Annotated in this window: 11 protein-coding genes; 6 read left to right on the forward strand and 5 right to left on the reverse strand. The window is 71.0% G+C overall.

Translation table 11 applies throughout. The features are described from left to right. Nucleotides 1–15: 15 nt before the first annotated feature. Nucleotides 16–909: a Gfo/Idh/MocA family protein gene (locus tag ACPPVO_RS11695; RefSeq protein ID WP_426514609.1), complete on the forward strand. Its 894-nt coding sequence runs from the start codon at nucleotides 16–18 to the stop codon at nucleotides 907–909. 86 nt (nucleotides 910–995) lie between these two features. Here the strand turns inward: ACPPVO_RS11695 and ACPPVO_RS11700 are convergent, their stop codons facing one another. Continuing rightward, the gene (locus ACPPVO_RS11700) at nucleotides 996–5,006 is read right to left on the reverse strand and encodes an SCO7613 C-terminal domain-containing membrane protein (RefSeq protein ID WP_426511224.1); all 4,011 of its coding nucleotides are present in this window, start codon (nucleotides 5,004–5,006) and stop codon (nucleotides 996–998) included. A 1,600-nt stretch (nucleotides 5,007–6,606) separates the two neighbouring features. Here ACPPVO_RS11700 and ACPPVO_RS11705 point away from each other — a divergent pair. After that, nucleotides 6,607–6,906 carry a hypothetical protein gene (locus ACPPVO_RS11705; RefSeq protein WP_426511225.1) on the forward strand — a complete coding sequence of 100 codons (300 nt, stop codon included), beginning with the start codon at nucleotides 6,607–6,609 and terminating at the stop codon, nucleotides 6,904–6,906. Between the two features lie 406 nt (nucleotides 6,907–7,312). Here ACPPVO_RS11705 and ACPPVO_RS11710 read toward each other — a convergent pair whose 3' ends face one another. The 3 genes from ACPPVO_RS11710 to ACPPVO_RS11720 form a co-directional block, all read right to left on the reverse strand. Further along, the gene (locus ACPPVO_RS11710) at nucleotides 7,313–7,945 is read right to left on the reverse strand and encodes a response regulator (RefSeq protein WP_426514610.1); all 633 of its coding nucleotides are present in this window, start codon (nucleotides 7,943–7,945) and stop codon (nucleotides 7,313–7,315) included. A 451-nt stretch (nucleotides 7,946–8,396) separates the two neighbouring features. Then, the gene (macS, locus tag ACPPVO_RS11715; RefSeq protein WP_426511226.1) at nucleotides 8,397–9,533 is read right to left on the reverse strand and encodes a MacS family sensor histidine kinase; all 1,137 of its coding nucleotides are present in this window, start codon (nucleotides 9,531–9,533) and stop codon (nucleotides 8,397–8,399) included. A 1-nt stretch (nucleotide 9,534) separates the two neighbouring features. Next, on the reverse strand, nucleotides 9,535–10,209 hold the full coding sequence (locus ACPPVO_RS11720; RefSeq protein ID WP_360384316.1) for a uracil-DNA glycosylase: 675 nt from the start codon (nucleotides 10,207–10,209) through the stop codon (nucleotides 9,535–9,537). 76 nt (nucleotides 10,210–10,285) lie between these two features. Here ACPPVO_RS11720 and ACPPVO_RS11725 point away from each other — a divergent pair, with 76 nt between their 5' ends. The 4 genes from ACPPVO_RS11725 (at nucleotide 10,286) to ACPPVO_RS11740 (ending at nucleotide 15,016) form a co-directional block, all read left to right on the forward strand. Next, a complete protein-coding gene (locus ACPPVO_RS11725; protein WP_426511227.1) occupies nucleotides 10,286–11,572 on the forward strand; it encodes a hypothetical protein in 1,287 nt (428 codons plus the stop codon). Nucleotides 11,573–11,808: 236 nt separating this feature from the next. Then, nucleotides 11,809–13,092, forward strand: a complete 1,284-nt coding sequence (locus tag ACPPVO_RS11730; RefSeq protein ID WP_426511228.1) for a citrate synthase — start codon at nucleotides 11,809–11,811, stop codon at nucleotides 13,090–13,092. 124 nt (nucleotides 13,093–13,216) lie between these two features. Continuing rightward, entirely contained in the window at nucleotides 13,217–13,876 is a 660-nt protein-coding gene (locus ACPPVO_RS11735; RefSeq protein WP_426511229.1) for a hypothetical protein, read from the forward strand. Between the two features lie 387 nt (nucleotides 13,877–14,263). Beyond that, on the forward strand, nucleotides 14,264–15,016 hold the full coding sequence (locus ACPPVO_RS11740; protein WP_426511230.1) for a hypothetical protein: 753 nt from the start codon (nucleotides 14,264–14,266) through the stop codon (nucleotides 15,014–15,016). A gap of 217 nt (nucleotides 15,017–15,233) precedes the next feature. On the opposite strand, the gene ACPPVO_RS11745 is transcribed toward ACPPVO_RS11740, so the two are convergent. Beyond that, nucleotides 15,234–15,620 (reverse strand): STAS domain-containing protein, encoded by a 387-nt coding sequence (locus ACPPVO_RS11745; RefSeq protein ID WP_426511231.1) that lies wholly within the window; start codon nucleotides 15,618–15,620, stop codon nucleotides 15,234–15,236. Nucleotides 15,621–15,625: the final 5 nt, after the last annotated feature.

The following is a 15,625-nucleotide window of genomic DNA, read 5'->3' on the forward strand; positions in this document are numbered from 1 at the left end:
GTAGGGGACAATGTTCTGATGCGATTCGGTGTGTTGGGCACGGGGCACTGGGCGACGGTCACGCAGGCGGCCGCGCTGGCGACGCACCCCTCGGCGACCCTGGTGGGCGTCTGGGGCCGCAGCCCCGAGAAGGTGGCGGAGATGGGCTCGCGCTACGGCGTGCCCGCGTACACCGACGTCGACGCCCTCCTCAAGGAGGTCGACGCGGTGGCGATCGCCCTCCCGCCGGCCGTGCAGGCCCCGCTGGCCGTCAAGGCGGCCCAGGCCGGCAAGCACCTCCTGCTCGACAAGCCCCTGGCCCTGGACCCGGCCGCGGCCGACGAGGTAGTAGCGGCCGCGGACGCCGCCGGCGTGGCCACGGTCGTCTTCTTCACCAACCGTTTCATCCCGGCGGTCGACGCCTTCCTGCGCACCAACGCGGAGCTCGGCGGCTGGTACGCGGCCCACGGCACCATGTACACCTCGATCTTCCAGCCCGGGAACCCCTACAGCGCCTCGGTGTGGCGCAAGGAGAAGGGCGGCCTGTGGGACCTCGGTCCGCACGGTCTTTCGGTGGTACTCCCACTGCTCGGCCCGGTCGTCGACCTCTCCGCCGCCGAGGGCCCGCGCGACACCGCCCACCTGCTCCTGCGCCACGAGGGCGGCGCGGCGAGCACGCTCTCGCTGACGCTGGACGCGGCGCCCGAGGCGAAGAGCTTCGGCTTCGCGTACTTCGGCGAGCACGGCGCCACGACCCTCCCCGAGTGGGACGCGACCCAGGTCGAGGCCTTCGGCAACGCCGTGAACGCCCTCCTGGACGCGGCCGCGGGACGCCCCCACGCGTGCGACGCCGCCTTCGGCGCCCAGGTGACGCACATCTTGTCGGCCGCCGAGCGCGCGCGGAGCACGTCGACGATCGTCACCGTCTGACTCTCACGGCCGGCCTTTGTTGCGGGCACGTCGGCCTTTCCCCGTCTCACGCCGCCGGCCCGGTCACGCGGTCGTGGTGCCGGGCGTCAGCGCATCCGCCCCATCGCATCCCGGAGACGGGTAAGGTCCCGAATCCGCCGCTCGTACGTCACGGCCAGCCCCACCAGCACCGCCCCCGCCATCGCCAGCGGCGCCCACCGCGGCAGATAGTCCCAGAACAACAGCACCTCATGCCACGCGAGCACGGCAAGGACCACTCCACCGGCCGCGATCGGCGCCTTGAGCCGCAGCCGAGCCCCTGCCAGTACCACCGCGAGCGCCACCGCCCCGAGCACCAGCCGCCGCCCCGGATCCCCCGGCGTCACCGCAACGAGCGCAAGGCTGGGCAGCAGCCCGGCGAGCAGCCCCGGGCCGAACGCCGTCCAGCTGGTGAGCGCGGCATTATGCCGAGCCGCAAACCACCCGGCAACGAGCGCCGCAAACGCAACCGGCCCCGTGTACGCCTCGGCGACCCCCACCTCCCGCGCCACGAGCACCAGCTCATAGGCGACAAGCTCAGCAAACACGGCCCCAGCGACGTACGCGACGCGCCCCCACCCGCCCCCGGCGACCCGCCCCGGCACGGCCCCCGAGGCGTGCACACCCCGGGCCGAAGCGGGGAGCGCCCGCAATCCCAGCGCAACCCCCCAAAGCCCAGCAACTCCGGCCGCCGCGGCGAGGTCCCCGATCGCAAGCAGGAACGCCACAACGCCCACCGCATGCGCAACGACATCGAGCACCCGCCCCTCAACCCCGAGCGCCCGCTTTCCACCGCCGACCACCGTCGCGTCAACCGCGCCGCCCGCGACCCCGGCGGCATCGATCGCCGGCCCGCCGCCGTCGCGCCCCCGAAGCAGGAACCCACCGGCCAACGAGAGCACGGCCGCGCCCAGCACCAGGTACGCAACAGTCGCCAACGGCAGCTCCGCCGCCCGCCCGGAGGCGAACGCCATCCAAGCGCCCGCAATCCCGGCAATCGGCCAGGCCAGCACGCGCGCCGACACCGTACGCCCGGCAACCCCCACCACGATCCCAGCGCCGACGACGATCCCGAGCCCGAGGATCGTCGACCACGATGCGGCCAACAGCCCCGACAACCCCGGCACGATCCCGAACCAGCAGGTCATCCCGGCGACAACGGCCCCGGGTGAGGGCCGGCGCAGCGCGGCTCCGAGCGCGGCGACGATCCCGGCAGCGAGCGTCACCGCCGGCACAGCAGGCCACGGCGCCCCGACCGCGACGCACCCGAGCACCGCCGCGAGCAACACCGGCGGCGCCGCAAAACTCCAGCGCGCCAACGAGAACCGCCCAGCCACGAGCACCGCAAGCAGGGCGAGCACAACGAGCGTGACCGCAGACGCCCCGGCCCCGAACGCGGGCGGCCGCCCGGCCCACCAGTCGGTACCGTCGGGCCCGAGCCCCACCCCCACCGGCGCCCCACGCCAGACAGCCCCGAGCCACCCGAGCGGCCGGAGCAGCACCTCAACGACAGCGGGCAGCAACGAGACCATCACGAACGACACCGGAACAACCCCGGCCGAGGCATGCGCCCCACCGGCTCCACCGTCCTGCTCTCGCCACCCGGCGCTCAAGGGATCCAGATCAGCGCGAACCAAGCCGGACCGGGCAACGTCAGCGCGCACCACACCCCCTCCGGCCGCGTCGGCGTATACGGCATCCGGCCCGGGAGTGTCAGCGCGCGCCCCTCCCGGCCCGGTAGCGTCAGCGCGTACGGCGGCATCCGGCCCGGAAGTGCCAGCGCGCACCACACTGCCCCCGGCCGCGTCAGCGCGCACCCCTCCCAGCCCGGCGGCGTCAGCGCTTATCCCTCCCAGCCGGGCAGCGTCTGCGCTCACTCCTCCTAGCGCGACCGAGCCAGCGCGCACCCCTCCCGGCCCAGCCATGTCAGCCCCAGCCCCCGGCGAGCGGAACCCACGAGCCGCGAGCCAAATACAAACAAGCACGGCCGCGGCGTACGTTCCGAACCAGGTAGCCCCCTGATTACCCCCAGCGACGAAGGCAGCCCCGACGGTCACAGCGGCGCCGGCCACCGCGGTAGCGACCGTGCCCGCATTCCAAGCCCGATTGCGCAGCACCAGAGCAGCACCAGTGACCAGCAAATAACCGAACGTAGCGCCGGCAAGGGCAGGTGGAACAACCCCCGATCCAGCGGTACCAACATCAAGCAGCCAGAACCCAGCAGCCCCCACAATGGGCAGCGTCAACAGGCCCACGACGGCCGCCGGAAGCCCGATCCCGCGCCCGCCGACCCGCGCCGCCACCACCGCGGCCAGCACCCCGATCGCCAAGTACCCCGCCACGGTGACGCCCGGCGTAACGAGCGCGACGACGCCCAAATGCGCAGCAACGAACGGCAAAACGACAAACGCAACCCACTCCCGGACCCGCAGCACCACGACCGCGACAATCCCGACGAGCACAACCCCATCGACGAGCGCCGCGAGCACCGGCTCGGGCGCCGTGAACGCAGCCGGCAAAGCAAAGGTCAAGAGCAGAAGAGCCGCCCACGGTACCGCCCGATGCCGCACGAGCAGCCAACCCGCCCCCGCGAGCAACCCCAACGCCGCCGGCTCCTGCCAGTCAAAGATGGACGCACCAGGCTCATCCCAAACGGACAGTCCATTCGCACCACCGCTCAGATGCCAGACAGGCAGAGCGAGCGCAGCAGTACGCAACGCGGCGTAGACAGCAAACAACACGTACGGCAAAGCGAACCCGGAGACGACAACAACCGCCCCGAAACGAGCACCATCCCGCAGCCGTTCGGGCACAACGAGCGCAACTGCAGCAATGAGCAGCGCCAGCCCCCCGAACGCAACGTACCGCTGATCCGGAACCACCTCAGCCACCAGCCGTGCGCCGGCAACACCAACGATGACGACAGCAACCCCAGCCCCGGCCTGGGTGGTAGCCGGATGCATACCCCCAGTGACAACCACCAGCGCCGCCAACAACGCCATGACCCCAGCAATCCGCAGCGCAGCCGGAACCCCGTCAACAGTGGCGAGCGCATGCAACGCAGGCGGCAGTGCAGACAGGACGGCAACCCCGGCAGCAACGGCGGCAACCCAGGCAACCGGCCCAAACCCAGCCCGACCCGGCGCACGCTCCCCGCCCCAGCCCCCAGAACCACCGCCACTGAGCGAGCCGTGTCCAAAGCCCCCACCCGCAACGCCCCCACTGCGCACGCCATGTTCATTCGGCCCGTTGGCAACGTCACCTCTGCGCACGCCGTGTTCATTCGGCCCGTTGGCAACGTCACCTCTGCGCACGCCGTGTTCATTCGGCCCGTTGGCAACGTCACCTCTGCGCACGCCGTGTTCATTCGGCCCGTTGGCAACGTCACCTCTGCGCACGCCGTGTTCATTCGGCCCGTTGGCAACGTCACCTCTGCGCACGCCATGTTCATTCGGCCTGTTCGCAACGGCACCACCGAGCGAGTCGTGTTCGTTCGGCCCGTTCGCAACGCCGTCGGTGAGCGAGTCCTGCACGCTCTGACCGTTCGCGGCGACGCCACCGAGCGAATCCCGTCCAGTCCAGTTGCGCGATACGACAGTGGCCAGAGCGACATCAAGCGCCGCAACAACAACAAACACGAACGTCCAACCGGTCGCCCCAAACCCCCGGTGGAGCACAAGCAACGGAAGAACCGGCTGCAAGGCGAGCACAGCCGCCAGTCCAGGAGCCCGCAGCCGGGTAAGCACCGCATACCCACCGCCGACTGCCGCCGTGACCGCAAACGTGATGCCCGCGTACGTGGTAGGGATCGTCCCGGTGGCAAGCCCGACCAGGTCGACGTACCAAGCGGCGTACCCATCGAGCACAACCAACAACAACCCGAGCGCAGCGAACGTCTCGGCAGTGGCGCGCAGCCCGCGACGCAAAGTCAACGGCGGCACGGCAAGCGTAAGCAGCGTGACAACGCCAAGGATGGCCGCTCGTCCGAGCACCCCAAAGCTGGCCCAGGCCACCGCCGCAAACACAATCGCCGCCGCCCCGAGCAACAACCCGCCAAGAACGAACAGCAGATTCTGCACAGTCCGCGGCGCCGCCTCAGGCCGCCGCTCAAACCCCCCGACCGCCCCAGCCCCCGAAACGCCAGACCCGGACACGTACAGCGGAGAAACAAGCCCGGCAAAGCCCGCCCCAGAGACAACCGCCGGCGAATCGACCCCCGGCCCAGCCGGTGCGCCAGCCGGAAAACCCGGACCAGAAACGTAGGGAGGCGTGACGCCACCCACGCCGTCCGGAGCGTGCGACGGTGCGACAGCATCGGGGTTAGCCGGAGTGTGCGACGGTGCGACAGCGTCGGGGTTAGCCGGAGTGTGCGGCGGTGCGACAGCGTCGGGGGTAGCCGGAGCGTGCGACGAGGCGGCGGCATCCGGGCGGCCTGGAGCATCCGACGGAGCGGCGGCATCCGGGCGGCCTGGAGCATCCGACGGAATGGCGGCGTTCGAGCCGTCGGGAGCATGCCACGAGGGAACCGGCGCTGAAGTCTGCGGGGAGGAGGCGGCGGCCGGTTCTCTCAGAGCCGGCGCCGAAGTGGCAGCGGCCGAACCATGCGGCGGAGAAGCCGGACCACGCAGAGCCCGCGCGCCGGCGACAGCACCCTTGACGCGCGCGGCCAGCAGATTGCGTTGCGACACCACCGAGTTGTAGGCGAGCACCGCGGACCCGAGACGGCCGCGCGCGGCTTCGACCTCGGCGTACAGCTCGCGCGTCTGCGCATTGAGGCGCACAACCTCGGCCGCGTCGGGGAAGGGCGGCCGCCCGCAGCCGCCGCATCCGGACTCCAGCCCGGCCGACGCGCCGCAGAACGGGCACGGATAGCTCACCATGCCCCTCAGGGTGCGGCCGACTCCGCCCCCGGTGTATCGGTTCGCCTACTCAACCGCGCCTGAGTACTCAGCGAGAGACAGGAGTGCGCAGCGCAAAGCGAGACGCGCAACCCAATCGGAGGCCGGCCGCGCAAATCCGCGCGACGCGGAGTGAGAGATTCTGCGCGGGGCAGGCCTTGCAAGTTCGCGCGGACGATGGTGCGAGCTGGGTGCACGAGTCTGCACGGTCCGGATGCATGAGCGCGTGTGGGCCAGGGTGCGAGTCTGCACGGACCACGGTGGCACTGGGTTGCACGATTCTGCTCGGACTACGGTGCGTGAGTCTGCGCGAGGCTGGGTGCAGCAGTCTGCGGGGAATCAGGTGTGAGCGAAGCTGCGCGGGGCAGGGCCTGCAAGTTTGCGCTGACCACGGTGGGAGTTGTGCGGGGCAGGCGTGCAGGTGTGCGCGGAGCATGGTGCGCGAATTTGCGCGGGCAGGCGTGCAGGTGTGCGCGGAGCATGGTGCGCGAATTTGCGCGGGCAGGCGTGCAGGTGTGCGCGGAGCATGGTGCGCGAATTTGCGCGGGGCGGGCGTGCAGGTGTGCGCCAACCATGGGTGCAAGCAAGAGTTGTGCGGGCAGGCGTGCAGGTGAGCGCGGACCACGATGCGCGAGTCTGTGCGGACCGCGCTGCGGGGACTACGGTGCGCGAGTTTGCTTGGGGCCGTGGACGAGTCTGCGCGTGGTGCGCTTGGTGTGTGGCGCAGGGTGCGCGATCGTGCACGCGGGACAGGACGAGCGTTAAGGGGCATGCTGTCGTGATGCGGTTGCTGACCGAGGCCGAGTACAAGGCCACGATGGAGCCCGAGCCGGTTCCCATCGGGCCGGATGACGAGCCGCCGTTCGACTTTTGGCCCTATTTTGACGCCATACCCGAAGCCGATCTTCAGGGGCATGACTTCTCCGGGGGCACGGTCACCTACGCCTGGCACATGCCGCAGGGGAACCTGCAGCACGTTCTGGTCAATTGTGAGCGCAACAACGTGTTCCTCGTGGTCGTGCTTGATCTGACCCGCAACACGGTGCTCGGTCACTACCTGCTGGACATCATGGCGGTTTAGAAGCGGGACCGGTCGGAGGGAAGGAACAGGCCGGCAACCGGAGCCGTCGAGCAAAGGGATCCGTCGGGCTGTCGGATCACTCCAGCGAACGGATCGGTCCAGCATGCGGAGTTGCAGCGTCGAGTGCAGTGCGGCATGCGGAGCGGCGGCGCAGCGCAGGGGAGCGGTGCGGTGCAGCGTCGGGAGTGGCGCAGGGAGTGGTGCGGTGCAGCGTCGGGAGTGGTGCAGGGTGGGGGAGCGGTGCGGCACAGCGAACGGTGCAGCGTCGGGGCGGTGCAGCGTTCGGGGCGATCCGGCGGCGGAAGCGGTGCGAGCGAACAGAGTCGTGCACGAAAACTGAGCGGTTCACGAGAACCGGAGTGGTGGCGGTGCGCGTCGGCGGCGTTTCGGTGTGCGTTGTGAGTGGTCAGGCGTCCAGGCCGCGTTCGATTGCGTAGCGCACCAGGTCTACCCGGCTGTGTAGCTGCAGTTTGCCCAGTGTGTTCTGCACGTGGTTCTGCACCGTGCGGTGCGACAGCACCAGGCGCTCGGCGATTTCCTTGTACGTCACGCCCTTTGCGACAAGCCTCAGGACTTCGGTCTCCCGCTCGGTCAGTCGCGGCGCGTCCGGGTCCTCGGCCCGGGTCACGCTCGCCAGCCGGCGGAACTCGCCGAGTACCAGCCCGGCCAGCCCCGGCGTGAACACCGGGTCGCCCAGGGCCGTGCGCCGCACGGCCGCCAGGAACTCCTCGCGGGCCGCGGACTTCACGAGATATCCGGTCGCCCCCGCCTTCACGGCGTCGAGCACGTCCTGCTGCTCCCCGCTCGCCGACAGCATGAGGATGCGCGCCTCGGGGCAGGACGCCAGTACGCCCTGGATGACCTCGACGCCCGAGCGGTCGGGCAGCTGCAGGTCGAGGACCACGACGTCCGGCCGTACCGATCCGGCGATGCGCACCGCCTGGGCGCCCTCGCCGACGGCGGCGACCACCTCGTACCCGGCCTCGGCGAGATCCCGGGCCACCCCCTCGCGCCACATGGGATGGTCATCGACCACCATCACCCGCAAATTCGCCCCGCTGTCCACCCAAGCACCATAAACGCTGAGCGTTGCCGGCAAAGTTCCACCTCGGTACCGTTTCCGGCGCCCGATCCGCCCGCCCGGGTCAGAGACGGACCAGGAGGGAGGATCGGCGCGGAGAAGCCGGCGCCGGGAGCGGATCGCGCGGCCGGAGCCGGCGGCGCGACAGGGCCAGGCCAGAGATGGACAAGGCGCGACACGACTGCCGCGTCCGGAGTGATCGAACGGCGTCACGCCGAGAAGCCGCACCGAGGATGGATCGGGCGAGCGCCGCCGAGGTGCAGTGCTCGGAACCGCCGTCGTGGTGAAACCCGGGGATGGGCAAGAACACGACGCAGATGCACCGCGTGGGGGAGGAGGTCGGGCCGAAGCCGCCGTCGCCCGAGATCCGCCCAGGTCACGAACCCGGCCGGGCGGCGCCTCGGCGAGGTCAGCGCGGCACGGTCAGCTCGACCTCGGTACCGTTCCCCGCCACCGAAGAAACGCTGACCGACCCGCCCAGATCACGAATGCGCCCCCGGATCGACTGGGCCACCCCCAGCCGCCCGTCGCGCTCGGCCTCCACCAGCCGCCCCTCCGCGATCCCGTCCCCGTCGTCGCGGATCGACACCGTCACGCGCTCGGCGAGCTCCTCCAGCAGAATCCAGGCCCGCGCCTGCGGCCCCGCGTGCCGGGAGACGTTGTCGAGCGCGGCCCCCACCGCCGCCGCCACCTCGTTGGCCACCGAGGCCGGCAGGAGGACGGGCGTGGCCGGGGCGGCGATCGTCACGCAGGCTGAGGCGTACGCGTTCAGCAGCGGCCGCAGGTCGGTCGCGGCGTCGGCGGGCGGGACCGGCGACGCGGCCGCGATCAGCGAGCGCAGCACCGACTCCTGCGCCCCGGCGAGGCGCCCGAGCTCGGCCGCCTCCCCGCCGAGCTCGGCCCCCCGGCGCTGGACGAGGGCGAGCACCTGCAGGACGGAGTCGTGGATGCCGCGGGCCAGGCGCTCGCGCTCCCGGGTGGCCGCCTCCAGCTCCGAGGCCCGCTGCAGGCGCGCCTCGGCGTCGATGGCCAGCCGCGCGATGTGCCCGACCCCGATGCCGGCGAGGATCATGAGCACCGGGCCGTTGAGGGTGGCCTGGCTGACGCCGTTGCGCACGATCACGTCGGCGACGCTGAGCAGGATGGCGGCGATCGCGCCGCGGCGGCGGCCGCCGGCGATGGCCCACGCGACGACCGGGCCGGCGACCCAGGCCATGGGCAGGGTCGGGGCGCCGACGCCGAGGCCGGCCGGGTGCACGATCCAGCGGGACGCGAGCAGGCACGCCGCGGCGACCGCGAGGTCGGCGATGAGCAGGGGCCAGCCGCGCCGCTCGGGGCGGGCGTAGGCGAGGCTGCTCACCGCCGTCCAGACGGCCATCACCACGATGATCACGAAGCCGCCGGGCGGCCAGGCGTAGTGGCGGAAGTTGTTGACCATGAGCACGGCGGCGTAGCCGAGCGCGGCGATCCGGAAGACGAGCAGCGCGCGCCACAGCGGCCCCTCCAGGCCGGGTAGCCGGCGCCGCTCGTCCCCGCCGGTGGTCATGTCAGGCCCAGTGCACCGGCGGCAGCCCGGCCTCGGCCAGCGCCGCGTCGATCTTGCTGAACGGCCGCGACCCGAGGAACCCGGCGGGGTTCATCGGCGAGGGGTGCCCGGCCTCGATGACCACGTGCTGCGGGTTGGTGACGAGCACGGCCTTCTTGCGCGCGTAGGCGCCCCAGAGCACGAACACCACGCGCCGGTCGAACGCGTTGAGCGCCTGGATCGCCGCGTCGGTGAAGTGCTCCCAGCCGTGCCCGGCGTGCGTGGCGGCCTTCCCGGCGCGGACGGTCAGCACCGCGTTGAGCAGCAGCACACCGTCGGCGGCCCAGGGGGTGAGGTCGCCGTTGGCCGGCGGGGTCACGCCGAGGTCCTCGCGCATCTCCTTGTACACGTTGCGCAGCGAGGCCGGCACCGCCACCCCGGGGCGCACCGAGAAGCTCAGGCCGTGGGCCTGGCCCTGCTTGAAATACGGGTCCTGGCCGAGGATGAGCACCCGCGCCTGGTCGGGCGGGCACAGCCGGAACGCGGTGAAGAGGTCTTCCAGCGGCGGGTACACGGGCCCGGCCGCATACTCGGCCTCCACGAAAGCCTGCAAGCGCTGCACAACCTCGAGGTCGAGGTGCGGCTTCATCACGTCCCGCCAGCCGGCGGGGAGGAGCTCCAGCAGATCCAACGACATGCACGGCACTCTACGGATAGGGTGCGACATTTTTGGTATCGGCAGTAAAGCGGATTTATACGGATAAAATCGGACTATGACGCAGGTGGGACCCGTGGGTGGCGGCGGTGAGCCGCTCACGGTGCTGTGGTCGTGGCGGCAACGGCTCGAACAGGGGGACGAAAAGCCGAAAGACCCTGAACCACCACAAGGGCGCCGATCCCGGGAGCCAAAGCAAAGTCTCCCACAAGACGGGCCGGAAGCCGGCGAACAGGGTTATCTGCCGCAGCTGCAGGGCCGCCTGCGGGCCGCGCTCGGGGACGTCAGCGGGATCGTCGGGCGCCTGTCCGAGGTACCACCGCAGCAGCGCACTGTTCTTCACACAGCCATCGCCGACGATCCGGCGGCGGCCGAGCGGGGCCTGGCCTGGCTGCTGGAGCACTTCGACCAGCCCAGTGCCGTGGTGGCCGCCCTCGGGCGGCTCGCGCCGGCGCTCGAGGCGCTGATCGGGCCCCGGGCGCGCCAGCTCGACCTGTTCGGCGACGCGCTGGTGGCGGCCGCGCGCGACACCCGCGGCGAGGCGAACTGGACCGACGAGGACGCGACCGCCTGGCGCGACGCGTGGCGGTTCGCGGTCGACTGGCTGCGCCAGGGCGCCCAGCTGCACCAGGGCGAGACCCCGTTCTGGACCGGCACGATCATCGGCCACGACCGGCGCCGCGACGATGTGGCCGTGCTCACCGTCGAGACCGATCTGCCGTACCCGTTCCGCGCCGGCCAGCGCGCGATCGTCGAATGCCACGCGGTGCCCGACGCCTGGCGGGCCTGCTGGATCGGCGACCCGCCGGCCGAGGACCACCACATCGAGATCCACGTCCAGGCGCTGCCCGGCGACCAGGCCACCGGCGCCCTCGTGCGCGACCGCGGGGTCGGCGACCCGATCCGGCCGCGGCGGGCCGACGGCGACTTCGAGATCGAGGCCGGCGCGTCCGGGGCGATCCTCATCGTCGCCGAGGACGTGCACGTCACCCCGGTCAAGGCGCTGCTGAGCGAGCTGGCCGAGCACCACGACGAGCGGGTCGTGCACCTGTTCTGGGGCGTGTCGACCCGCGACGACCTCTACGACCTCGAGTCGCTGCGCGAGCACGCGGCCCGCTGCTCGCACGCGTTCGTGCACGCGGTGGTGGCCCGGGGCCCGGCCCACCCGTACACCAGCGGCTCACTTCCCCAGGTGGTCGTGGACTTCGGGGAGTGGACGTCGCACGACGTGTACCTCAGCGGCAGCCCCCTCGCCGTGGGCGTCATGCGGAACATGCTGCTGCAACGCGGGGTCGACCAGTGGCGCATCCATACGGTGACGCTGGAGCCGGTCGGCCCGCCCTGAGGCAAAGTGCATAAGAAGGCCGCCCGGGAAAGATGGTTCGGTCGCGGCCACGATGCGACGATTGATTTCCTGGCGCAACCGGATGTCACGAGTAGGAAATATCGCAGTGACGCGCCCCGCCGCAGGGTGGGCCGGGTACATCTGTAATCCTGCCCGGAGGCGCCATAAGCGCCGGTCGTGGGCAATGGCGGCCGCGGCCAGGAGCCGGACTGCGGGACGAGACGGGAACGACGCGCATGAGTGAGTACAACATCACATACCCCGACGGCGAGCTCGAGCTCAAGGTACGCAAGGCGACCGAGGGCCCGGGCGGGCTGGAGGTCGGCTCGCTGCTGAAGCAGACCGGCCAGGTCACCCTCGACACCGGCTTCGTCAACACGGCCTCGTGCGTCTCGTCGATCACCTACATCGACGGCGACGAGGGCATCCTGCGCTACCGCGGCTACCCGATCGAGCAGCTCGCCGAGGGCTCGACCTTCCTGGAGTCGTCCTACCTGCTCATCCACGGCGAACTGCCGAGCACCTCCCAGCTGGAGGAGTTCACCAACCGCATCCAGCACCACACGCTGCTGCACGAGGAGATGCGCCGCTTCTTCGACGGCTTCCCGCGCGACGCGCACCCGATGGCGGTGCTGTCCTCCGCGGTCAGCGCGCTGTCCACGTTCTACCAGGACAGCCTGAACCCGTTCGACAAGGAGCAGGTGGAGATCTCCACCATCCGGCTGCTGGCCAAGGTGCCCACGATCGCGTCGTACGCGTACAAGAAGGCCATCGGCCAGCCCATGCTGTACCCGGACAACTCCCTGGGCTACGTCGAGAACTTCCTGCGCATGACGTTCGGCGTCCCGTCCACGCCGTACGAGATCGACCCGGTCGCGGTCAAGGTCCTCGACATGCTCCTGCTGCTGCACGCCGACCACGAGCAGAACTGCTCCACCTCCACGGTGCGCCTCGTCGGCTCCAGCCAGGCCAACCTCTTCGCGTCGGTCTCGGCCGGCGTCAACGCGCTGTTCGGCCCGCTACACGGCGGCGCCAACCAGGCCGTGCTGGAGATGCTGCAGCAGATCCACGCCGACGGCGGCGACGTCCAGTCGTTCGTGCGCAAGGTCAAGAACAAGGAGGCGGGCGTCCGCCTCATGGGCTTCGGCCACCGCGTGTACAAGAACTACGACCCCCGCGCGGCCCTGGTCAAGAAGGCCGCCCAGGAGGTCCTCGGCCGGATGGCGGCGCCCGACCCGCTGCTCGACCTGGCCATGCAGCTCGAGGAGATCGCGCTGGCCGACGACTTCTTCGTCTCGCGCAAGCTGTACCCGAACGTCGACTTCTACACCGGCCTCATCTACAAGGCCATGGGCTTCCCGACGACGATGTTCACGGTGCTGTTCGCGCTCGGCCGCCTGCCGGGCTGGATTGCCCAGTGGCGCGAGATGATCAACGACCCGGAGACCAAGATCGGCCGCCCGCGCCAGGTGTACACCGGCTACGGCTCTCGCGATTACACCCCGATTGCCGCCCGGTAAAGACCCGCAGCGCCGAGTGCTTCTTGCTCGTTTGTCTACTTGACGGAGATCGACCCCGGCTGTCTCATACATGGGTTGTCTGGGGTCGATGTCCGTTTTGGACATGTGAGCAAACGGAGCCAGCATGAGCGCGCCAACGTTGTCGCCGCTACTGACCGCGGCAGTGCAGGACCGGACGTCGGGGGCCACCGGAGTGGCCCGGCAGGTGCTCGACGGGCTCGCCGAGTTCGTGGGCGATCCGGCGACCCTGCGTGCGATGGTGGCGCCGCTGCCGGGGCTGCTTCCGGGGTACGCGTCGATGTGGCACATCGCCCGGGCGGCCAACGGGGCCGAGCCGGGCCCCGCCCTGCGCGCGATCCGCGAGCAGCTCGACCGCGACGTCGAGCGCTCGGTCGCGGTCGCCACCAGACTGCTCCAGCAACGGGGCGGCTGGGTTCGTACCGCACCGAGCAGCGCCCTGGTCAAGGCCGCCGTCGCCGCCCTGCCCAGCGGCACCGTCGACGCGCCGGGCACCGAAGGCCTGGCGCCCGTCACGGGCGTGGCCGGCGCCGACGCGATCAGCCCGACCCGGGTGCTCAACATCAAGGGCACGCTGGAGCTGGCCCGCGCCGTGCCCACGATCGTGGTGACCACCTCGCTGAAGCTGGTACCCGAGGACGTCTTCGAGGGTCTGGGCTCCCCGCTGTTCGAGCGGATTCCGCTCGACGCTTTCTGGGCCGTGGTGCTCGACGGGGAGCTGCTGACCCCGGCCGAGGCCGGGCGCCGCGCCGCCCAGCTGTCCTGAGGCTGTCCGGGTCGACGGAATCCCCGGCCGGCCCGGGCCTACTCACGCATAGGCTCTGGTCAATCTATGGGAGCGCTTCTAGGCAGCCTGCGTATCTGCGATCAAGTCAATAGTCGTCCGTAAATGCGCGCCGACCAGCAACGGGAAACAATCCTTCCAAATCATGGCGACGGAATCCGTGGCCTGGCAACGGATGCACCGGAGTGCTCCACATTGGACAGTCGGGAAGACGGCACGATTTGGGGCTGTGCAGAGGCGCGTCCGCGGAGTACATTTCCTGCAACCCAAGGACAGCCGGGGCCGCCGCTTCCCCCGTGGCGGCGGCCCCGGTCTTGGGTTTCTTCCGTTGCGGGTTTGCTCCGCGACGCGCCGGGACACCACAACGGCATGGCTGCCGTCGATACGCGACCCCCTGAGACCCCGGCGCCCTCGGGCCCGCCGCCCCGCTCGGTGTACCTCATCGGCGGCCTCATCCTCGTCGCGCTGATCGTCATCGCCGTCGTCACGGTCGCGGCCTGGCCCCGGCTGACCGGCCAGCGCACCGGCGAGGCGGCGCACACCGTCACCGGCGGCGTCGACGGCCGCGACCACGCCACCCTCGACCTCGTCACCGGCGCCACCTCGGTGACGGTCCAGGCTGCGGACCTCGGCGACACGCTGTACCGCGTCGACAGCGCGCACGGCCCGTCGGTCGACGACTCCGGCGATCGCGTCGAGGTTCACGTCACCGGAGGTGATGCCTCGGTCACGATCCGGCTCAACCGCGACGTGCGCTGGGACGTCCGCTTCACCGCCGGGGCCCAGCGCAACCACGCCGACCTGCGCGACCTGCGCCACCTCGCGGGCGTCGAGTACGTCGGCGGCGTCTCCGCCATCGAGCTCACGCTCCCGGCCCCGGGCGGTACCGTCCCGGTCCGCATCGACGGCGGGGCGAGCGCCGTGCGCATCCACGCGCCCGCGTCCGTGCCGGTGCGGGTGAAGGCCGGCGGGGGAGCGGGCCGGGTCGGCATCGACGGCGACGAGCACAACGGCGTCACCGCCGGGGCCACGTTCGCCTCCGGCGGATGGGACACCGCGGCGGACCGCTACGACGTCGACGCCGCGGGCGGCGTCTCAACGATCACCGTCGACCGCGGCTGAGCGGCGGACCGATACGACGTCCGACGCCGTTGGGTGGCGTCCCCACGATTAAGGTCGACCGCGGCTGAGCGGCGGACCGATACGACGTCCGACGCCGTTGGGTGGCGTCCCCACGATTAAGGTCGACCGCGGCTGAGCGGCGGACCGATACGACGTCCGACGCCGTTGGGTGGCGTCCCCACGATCAAGGTCGACCGCGGCTGAGCGGAGGGTCGTGCTAGTGCGGGTCGGCCCGCAGCTCGACGGGCGCGCCCGACACGGGCGCGTCCTCGGGCAGGTCGGGCAGGCCGAACAGCTCGGTCAGGCCGGTGATCTGCAACAGCCGGTGCACGAACGGTGACGGGCTGCGCACCTCGATGTCGCCGCCGACCTCGCGCACCTTGTTGCTCGCCGCCACCAGCGCCCCGATGCCGATCGAGTCCATGAACGGCACCCGCCGCAGGTCGATCGCGAGCAGCCGGGGACGGTACGTCTCCACGGTGTCCAGCACGACGGAGCGCAGCGCGCTCACGGTGGCCGCCTCGAGCGGGCCGAGCACCTCCACCACGACCGTGCCGCCGGGTACCTCGCCGGACTGGTGGGTCCGGACCATTGCGTCGCCCATTCAGG

The sequence above is a fragment of the Dactylosporangium sp. McL0621 genome (assembly GCF_049995355.1).
Lineage (GTDB): Bacteria > Actinomycetota > Actinomycetes > Mycobacteriales > Micromonosporaceae > Dactylosporangium.